Annotated in this window: 7 protein-coding genes and 1 pseudogene; 6 read left to right on the forward strand and 2 right to left on the reverse strand. The window is 69.5% G+C overall.

Translation table 11 applies throughout. The features are described from left to right. On the reverse strand, positions 1–271 hold a 271-nt coding region (locus JHN63_RS42995), incomplete at its 3' end, for a DNA-binding transcriptional regulator (protein WP_200690568.1). A gap of 135 nt (positions 272–406) precedes the next feature. Here JHN63_RS42995 and JHN63_RS53385 point away from each other — a divergent pair. From JHN63_RS53385 to JHN63_RS43010, 5 genes and pseudogenes are all read left to right on the forward strand, one after another. Further along, positions 407–937 (forward strand): annotated as a pseudogene (locus tag JHN63_RS53385) (zeta toxin family protein). Further along, a complete protein-coding gene (locus tag JHN63_RS53390; RefSeq protein WP_234478534.1) occupies positions 938–1,252 on the forward strand; it encodes a zeta toxin family protein in 315 nt (104 codons plus the stop codon). A gap of 400 nt (positions 1,253–1,652) precedes the next feature. Beyond that, positions 1,653–1,898, forward strand: a complete 246-nt coding sequence (locus JHN63_RS53395; protein WP_234478535.1) for a hypothetical protein — start codon at positions 1,653–1,655, stop codon at positions 1,896–1,898. After that, the gene (locus JHN63_RS43005) at positions 1,895–4,294 is read left to right on the forward strand and encodes a DEAD/DEAH box helicase (RefSeq protein ID WP_200690569.1); all 2,400 of its coding nucleotides are present in this window, start codon (positions 1,895–1,897) and stop codon (positions 4,292–4,294) included. Before JHN63_RS53395 ends, JHN63_RS43005 begins: the two co-directional genes overlap by 4 nt. Before the next feature lie 1,473 nt (positions 4,295–5,767). Beyond that, positions 5,768–6,403, forward strand: coding sequence for a hypothetical protein (locus JHN63_RS43010; protein ID WP_200690570.1), 636 nt, complete (start codon positions 5,768–5,770; stop codon positions 6,401–6,403). Positions 6,404–6,602: 199 nt separating this feature from the next. On the opposite strand, the gene JHN63_RS43015 is transcribed toward JHN63_RS43010, so the two are convergent. After that, positions 6,603–6,767, reverse strand: coding sequence for a hypothetical protein (locus JHN63_RS43015; RefSeq protein WP_200690571.1), 165 nt, complete (start codon positions 6,765–6,767; stop codon positions 6,603–6,605). A gap of 366 nt (positions 6,768–7,133) precedes the next feature. Here JHN63_RS43015 and JHN63_RS43020 point away from each other — a divergent pair. Continuing rightward, positions 7,134–8,119, forward strand: a 986-nt coding sequence (locus tag JHN63_RS43020) for an endonuclease/exonuclease/phosphatase family protein (RefSeq protein WP_200690572.1), incomplete at its 3' end; no start/stop codon positions are given.

Raw genomic sequence — 8,119 nt, forward strand, 5'->3', positions numbered from 1 at the left:
GCGCGACAGCGGGAGCTCCCGGGGCGGGGAACCTCTCCGCCCAGCCGTCCAGCAGCCGCTTGTATGCGGACAGCCGCGCTCCCTTGGGCTCACTCCTGCCGTTCTCCCAGTTCTTCACGGACTGCTCGGTCACCCCGAGAGCCGCCCCCACGCGGGCCTGTGTGATACCTGCGGCCTCACGCAACCTGGCCCGCTCCGCCGGAAGCGGGAGCTGCGGCTCCTCTTCCAGCAGAGCGTCAATGTTCGCGAACAGCTCTTCCTCGGTTGCCATGTGACGTGTACCTCCAGCGTGGACACTAGCAGTCCTACCCCTCACATTTAACCCGATCCTTTAACCCGATCAGATTGTTTTGATAGAGCGATCTTGACCATCAAGACACATCAACTCACCTACAGAGAGGACTAGTTGGCGAGATCGGGCAGCAAGCCTGCCGCCCTGCCCGAGCAGGAACGCCTTGAGGTCTCGAACCGGAGCATCCTCCCGGCGGCGACACGTCAGGCAGTACGCCAGCAGCGGCCGGTCGTCATCGTCGTCGCAGGCCAGCCCAGCGCCGGGAAAACCACGCTCGCCGGCCTCGTCGCAGGGGTCCTGCACCGTCGCGGCGGCGCCGTGCGGGTCGGCCGCGACCTGTACAAGTCCCTCCACCGCCACTACGCGGGCGCCCTGGCCACCGACGTCCGTACGGCCGGAGCCCTGGTCCGTCCCGACATTGCGCACTGACAGGCCGCAGTCGAAACCCATGTCCGCGAGGCGGGCTTCGACGCCGTGGTGGAGTCCGCACTCGCCGACTCCGGCGACTTCCGCGCATCCTCCCTCGCCTACCGCACCGCCGGGCACCGCATCGAAGTGGTGGCGGTGGCAAGCGCGGAGGCCCTGAGCCAGCTCGGGACCGAGGACCGCTTCCTTGCCGATGCCGCTGATGGCGGCGGCCGGTAGGTGTCCTGGGAGAACCACGACTCCTGCCCGAAGGGCCTGCTCGCCACGCTGGCCGTCATCGAGTCCGAGCAGTTCGCCGATCGCGCCACCGTCGTACGGCGTGACGGCACCGTGCTCTACGCCAACGACCCTCACCCCGCAGGGCAGTTGGCGGCGCCGTACGGCAGCCGAGCGTGCGGTACGGGCGGAGCGGGCACGGCCGTGGACCGCGCCCGAGACCGCGTCCTTCCGCCGCGAGCCGACCCGCGCAGACCGGCGCGTCCACACCGAACTGGCCGGAGAGGACCGGCGCCTGGCGGTGCAGCGCGACAGTGAACACGCGGCCGCCTGGTCCGAGCCTGTCCGCCGCCCCCCATCGCCGTCCCATCGCCGTCCCATCGCCGTCCCGCCCGGGGGCGCCTACCACCGGCTGCCAGCCGACGAACACCGGTGGATCTCCGACGAGCTGATCACCCCGGCGGTCCTGGCCGACGTCACGCCCCGACGCCAGCCGCGCGCCGTGTATGGCCCGGGGCGGGCAAGCTGCTCGCCCCGGGCTGGCCCGGCGCGTCATGGAGACCGGTACGACACGGCGGGTCAGCGACGACTTCAAGGCCCCCACCCCCGACTACTTCCAGCTGGTCGCGCAACGATCCCCGCGGCGCCAGGGAGGCAATACGCCACGACTACCGCGCCGGATTCTCCCAGGCAGAGGCCTACGTGCGCTGCCGCCAAGGTGACCTGCATCGAGGCCGCCCCCGGCAGCGTGGAGGAATTCCTCGACTGCGCCCTGCCATTCGCGGCCGACGCCTACCCGCTGGAACTCGTCGACCTGCCCGTGTGCTACCTCCTGTGCGAGAGGATTGACAGCGATCCGATGTGGCTGGACGGGTTCTGGAGCCAGGCGGGTCACGAGGAGACCGCACTTCAGTGGCTGAGCGACGCCTGGCTGTACGACAGAGGAGAAGAGGACGAGCGGTGACCGCAATCAGGCTGCGTGACCACCAGATCGAGGCCGTGGCCGCTATCGTGCGGGGCCTGGACATCCCGTCCGGGGGAATCCCCGTGAACGGCCTGCGCGGACAGGTGCACGCCGCGTGCGGGACGGGCAAGACCATCATCGCCGCCGCGGCGGCGAAGCGGATCGCGCCCAGGGGACGGGTTCTCGTGCTGGTGCCGACGCTGGACCTGCTGGCCCAGACCGTGCGGGCGTGGCGCGCGGTCGGCCACAACGGCCCGGCGGTCGCGGTGTGCTCGCTCCAGGACGACGCGGAACTGTGGACCCTGAAGGTCCGGTGCACCACCAACCCCATCCAGTTGGCGCTGTGGCACGGCGACGGGCCGATCACCATCTACGCGACGTACGCCTCGCTCGGTGTCCTCGAGGAAGCCTTCGCCGGCGTGTACGGCCAGCGGCTCTCCCCCATGGACCTGGTCTGTGTCGACGAGGCCCACCGCACAAGTGGATCTATGGGCAAGGCGTGGGCCGCGGTCCACAACCAAGAGGTCGTCCCCGCGGCACGACGGCTGTATCTGACGGCGACACCGCGGATCTGGCAAGAGCGTCCCCCGCACTGGGAGATCACCGAGGGCGTGCGGGACGCGCTGCCGGAGGAACTCGCGGCCTCCATGGACGACGAGGACGTCTTCGGTCCCGTGCTCTACAAGCTCTCCATGGCGTCGGCGGTGTCCCGCGGCCTGCTCGCCCGCTACCAGATCATCGTCATGGAGCTCAGGGACCCGGACGTCACCCCGGAACGTCTGCTGGGCGAGGAGCGGCGCAGCGAGGAGGTACGCGGGCAGCGGCTCGGGGCGCTGCACGCGGCACTGCTGCGGACCATGGCGGAGCACCATCTCAACACGTGCATCACCTTCCACCACCGGACGATCGAGGCACAGGCCTACGCGCAGGGTCTGGAGCGCGTCGCGGCGAAACTGCACGCCGACCAGCCCGAGACATACCCGGCGAAGGTCTGGGCCGACTGGCTGTACGGCGAACACGACCCGCAGCACCGGCGCCGGACCCTCGGCGAGTTCGCCACCACCACCCGGCGGGCGGTCCTGTCGAACTGCCGCGTCCTGGGCGAGGGCATCGACATCCGGGCCGTGGACTGCGTCGCCCTCCTGGACCCCAAAGGAGCACCCCACGACATCGTCCAGGCCATCGGCCGGGCACTGCGCCAGCAGCCCGGACAGAACAAGCTGGCCTCACTGATCGTGCCCGTCTTCCTCCAGCCGGGAGAAGAACCCGAGGACATGTTCACCTCCGGCTCCTACCGGCCCCTGGTACAGGTTCTCCAAGGGCTGAGGGCTCACGACGAAGAGGCCGTGGAACTCCTCGCTATCCCCCAGGAGCCGCAGAAGGCCGATGTCCAGCCGTCCACGCACATCGGCACAGCTCCAGGGGATGGCGAGGAGGAATCCCGTCTCCTGCTGCGCTTCGCCGCCCCGCGTGACCCGGCCACGGTCGCGGACTGGGTGTCCTTCAACGTCATCGACACCGAACGGCAGGACTGGGCCCGCGGCTGGTCGGCGCTGAAGAAATTCACCGACCGCGAAACCCACGCCAGAGTGCCCTACGGCCACAAGGAAGGCGCCTACCCGCTCGGGCAGTGGATCGCGGAACAGCGACGGGCGTACGGAGCCGGGCAGATGACCGGCCAGCGCGCCCGGCGGCTGGAGAACCTCGGCATGGTCTGGTCCGTCGCCGACGAGCGCTTCCAGGAGAACCTGGAGGCCGCCCGCGCCTACTACGACCAGCACTGGACGCTGTGTGCGCCCCGGCACGCGACGGCCCTTGACAGGCCGGTGGGACAGTGGCTGTCCAACCTCCGCCGTGCCGGAGCGCTGGCCAAACACCCCGAGTGGGACACCGCGTTGAAGGCGATCGACCCGGACTGGAACCCGCAGTGGCCAGCCGACTGGCAGCGTCACTACGCGGCCGTACGGGCGATGCTCGCCGAGGAGAGGGTGCCCGTCTGCGTCGAACCCGGGGTCACCGTGCACGGGATGGACGTCGGCCGATGGCTGGAGCGACAGCGCCGACACGACATCTGGCACGGGCTGACGAACGGGCAGCGCGAGCGCGTGCAGGCCCTCGGCGTCGTACCACTGCCCCCGCAGCAGGAAGCACCTGCGACAGCCCGCAAGGGCGGCCCTGGTGCCTTCGAGCGGGGTATAGAGGCACTCCGGCAGTACAAGAACCGAGAAGGCCACCTGACCATCCCCAGAACCCACGTCGAAACCGTGGTCATCGGCGGTGAGGAGCACATTGTGAAGCTGGGCATCTTCCTGTCCAACACGAAATCACGGCGGGACAAACTCACCACCGACAAACTTCAAGAACTCGCCGCCCTCGGCCTCCGCTGGGCGGCCTAGGAGAAGATCCGGAGATGACGATGCAGAGCGCCGACCTCGCCCGGGCCTTGGTCGGCCGGTATCGGCTCCAACGCCATTCCCAGGATCACCGCGCGTACCGGAACGCACTGGGGACGTCAGGCAGTCGCCAAGGTTCCTGTCGCGACGCTGCACGAAATCAACGGGGCCGTGGGGAGGAATCTCTTCACGAAGTACGGGACCAAGAAAGCCATCGTTGTGCTCGGCCACATTGCACCGCCCGGTTTCGGCGCCTCGGTTGGCTGTGGCGCCGACGCCGCCCCCGCTGCTCTGCACGTGTGGGCCACTCTCCGCGCATTCGGCCCGCCCCCGACGTCGTGGACCATCGCCGACGTACAGCACACCACTCAGCTCCGAGGACCCTCTGGGCCAATCCCCCATGCGCATCAAGCGCACCGTACGCACCGCCCGCCGGAAAGTCGTACGTAGTGCCGGCCGAACTCCGTCCCCTGCGGCACGATGGACAAGTCGTGCGGCAACGCGCCCAGCGCCTCTATGTCCTCCACAAGCTGGTCAAGGTCATCCGAGGTGCTGATCTCATAGAGAGCTGATCCACGATCGCCGCGCGGAGCCAACGCGGACCAGGCCCCAATCGTGCAGTTCAAGGACTCTGCTATCGACATGTCCGCCGCTCTCATCGCGGCAGCGGCACCGGCCGCTCGTCGAACACAGTCGCTGCCGGGCGGCAGGTGTTCTCCAGGTGAGTGAGGGCTACGACCGCGCGTGGTGTCTAAACAGGCCGGTAGCCTTCTGGGCGGCACGGTGCGGACGGAGTGAAGGGGGCGGGGATGAGCGGCGGATGGCAGCGGGCGATCGCCGAACTGCGCGCACAGGGTGATGCGGCCAGCGCCGCCGCCCAGCGCTTCGAGGAGATCGCCGATGGTGCGACCCGCGGGGTACGCGAATCCGCCGTCGCGATCCAGTACGTGGCCGAGGCCGACTACCTGCGCAGCGCCGTGACGCTGCTGCGCGCGCATCTGCGCGGCCGGCGCCCGCCCCGACGGCTTCCCGCCGCCCGGGTGTGGCCGTGCTTGCGTGACGTGTGGAAGGACCAGGCCGTGAACCGGCTCGGCGGGGTGTGGCGGGCGATCCCCGGCCGGTCTTCCCTGGAGCGGATGCGCGGCGCACCGGCCGAGCCGCTGCTCGACGCGGTGATCGAGCAGGCCGAGGCCCTGCAGGCCAGCCTCCGCGGCCACCGGCAACGCGACCGGATGTACGAGTCGTTCATCCCCGCCCCGGGCGCCAGTACGGTCGACGAGCTCGTCGGCAGCGCCGGCCGGTCCGCTCCCACGCTGCCCGGCTTCCCCGACCCCGGACATCCGTTGGAACCGCGCCTTCCCCCGGGGCCGGGCCACGCGCGTACGGCCCGACCGGACGGACGAGTTCAACCGGCTGGCGAGCGACCGGTTCGCTGTCCACCAGCGGGTCGCCGCTTTCGGCGACGCAGTCCTGGCCTTGCTCGTCGAACACCACGCGGACGGCGTCCTGCCATCGGCGGGCAGGGTGCGCGGCGTCGGCCGGTGGGTGACGCGCGAACAGGCCCTGGTCCCGCACCGGCCGGCGTGGCCGGCCAGGCCCAACGTGTTCCAAGTCGCGACGCTGGCCGGGCTGGGATGGCTGGTGCTGGTGTGCAGCGCGCTGCCGCTCACCTTCGGCATGCGTGCCCATCTGTTGGCGTCCCATGGCACGCTGCTGCTGTTGGGGACCGGTGCCATCGCGGTCCTCGGCATCGGGATCGTCTACCGGTTCGGGCCGAAACTGATGCAGGCGCTCGGTGCCCGCGCCGTGGTGCCGGGCGTCGTTGCCGCCTTCTTCGCGTTCCTCGGGGGACAGTGGCAGGGGCCGATCGCGGATCACTTCTTCGCGGGCCCCTACGACCGCTTCGAGCGCGAGTACGCCGACGATTGCCTCGCCGCCAGCCCGTACCGCCGCGACGCCGTCCAGGAGCGCGTCGAGGACCGCGTTCTCACCGTCACCCCCGTCAGCGGCGGTACGACGCTGCGCCTGGGCCCGGCGGAGGACGGCGGTACGCACCCGCTGCGTCCCGTGGACCGGGCCACCCGGGCCGTGCTCGACCAGTACGGGTGCTGACCGGGCACTCGGCCGAGGTCGCACCTGGGCGGTCCTGCTACGGGTGTTCTGTTCCCAGGGCCACCTGGGCGGCATGCTGAAAGGCTCCGTCCGGAGCCCGTTTCGCCTCGGCAGACCTGTTGAAACGGTCGGCGCACTCATCGACCTGGCCATGCCCCTCCCGCAGCGCAGCCGCGAGCCAGTCCATCCCGGCCTTCTCCTAGTCGTACATGGCCACCCGCAGCACCTCGGCTGCCTTTGCGGCAGACACCGGCCCGGAGACGACAACGGCCGCGACTGCGGTGCTGAACTGGGTCCATGCCTTGTGCGCCTCGGAGAAGGAGGTCCGCCACTCCTCCGGCGTGGACTGCTCGTTCCCGAGCACGAACCCTTCTCGAGCGAAGTGTCGTACACCATCACGAGGCGTGGGGAACTCCTGCTCCGCGAACGCCAGGACCTCGCACTGGCAGCGGCCCAGGGCGACCGGTCCCAGAGGCGGTCGTGGCGAACCATGACGCGTCGGAGCGACAGCGATGAACACTTCAGGCTCCAGTAAGGTGCGGGCGCCCACCTCCCGCACATAGCGCCGCAGTTGTCATGAATCGTCAATGGCCGGTTCTCGAACCGCCCGTGCATGGCAGGCGATTCCTTTGAAAGCACGCCCTAACCCTCGACAACACAGGGGTAACCGGCGGTAACTTCTGCCATGTTCCCACCGCAACCGCTTTCTCTCCTCAGGAGAAACTCCTCCATGCGCAGACTCCTCGCCTGCCTCGCGGCGGCAGCCGCCACCCTTGGCGGGCTCACCGCGGCCGCGCCGCCCGCGTCGGCCGCGGACCCGGCTTCCGGGTCCTTCAGCACCCTGACCTACAACGTCGCGGGCCTGCCGGAGATCCTCTCCAGCGCCTCCACACCCCGCGAGTCCAGCACGACGGCCATCGGCCAGCGCATCGCGCCCTACGACATCGTCAACGTCGAGGAGGACTTCAACTACCACGCCTACCTCTACGCGGGCGACACCGCGCACGCCTACCGCACCCCCACCAGCGGCGGCGCGGGCATCGGCAGCGGACTCAACTCCCTGTCCAAACTCCCCTACGACACCGACGACTTCGAGCGCGTCCACTGGAACTCCTGCCAGCTCGACTCGGGCGACTGCCTCACCCCCAAGGGCTTCACGTTCATGCGCGAGCGCCTCTCCGAGGGCGTGTACGTCGACTTCTACAACCTGCACACCAACGCGGGCACGAACGACGGCGACGAGGCCTCCCGCGCCGACAACCTCAGCCAGCTGACCTCGTTCATCAGCACCCACTCGGCGGGCAACGCCGTCGTGGTGATGGGTGACACCAACACCCGTTACACCCGCTCCGCCGACACGATCGCGGAGTTCGGCGCGGCCAACGGACTCACCGACGCCTGGGTCAAGCTGATCCGCGGCGGCGTCGCACCGGCCAAGGGCAGTGACGCGCTGGTGTGCGACCAGACCGGCGCGACCGTGCCCAACACCTGCGAGGTCGTGGACAAGGTCCTCTACCGCAGCAGCAAGCTGGTGACGCTCAACGCGACCTCTTACAACAACGAGCACGCCAAGTTCCTCACCTCGGACGGGCTGATGCTCTCCGACCACGACCCGATCACGGTCGGCTTCACCTGGTCGCAGAACGCCGACTTCCAGCTCAGCGACCAGTTCGGCGGCCCGCACGGCGACTACTACCAGGACATCGACAGCGTCCC

Origin of the sequence: Streptomyces sp. MBT65, assembly GCF_016612545.1 — a bacterium.
In the GTDB taxonomy this organism is placed as follows: Bacteria; Actinomycetota; Actinomycetes; order Streptomycetales; family Streptomycetaceae; genus Streptomyces.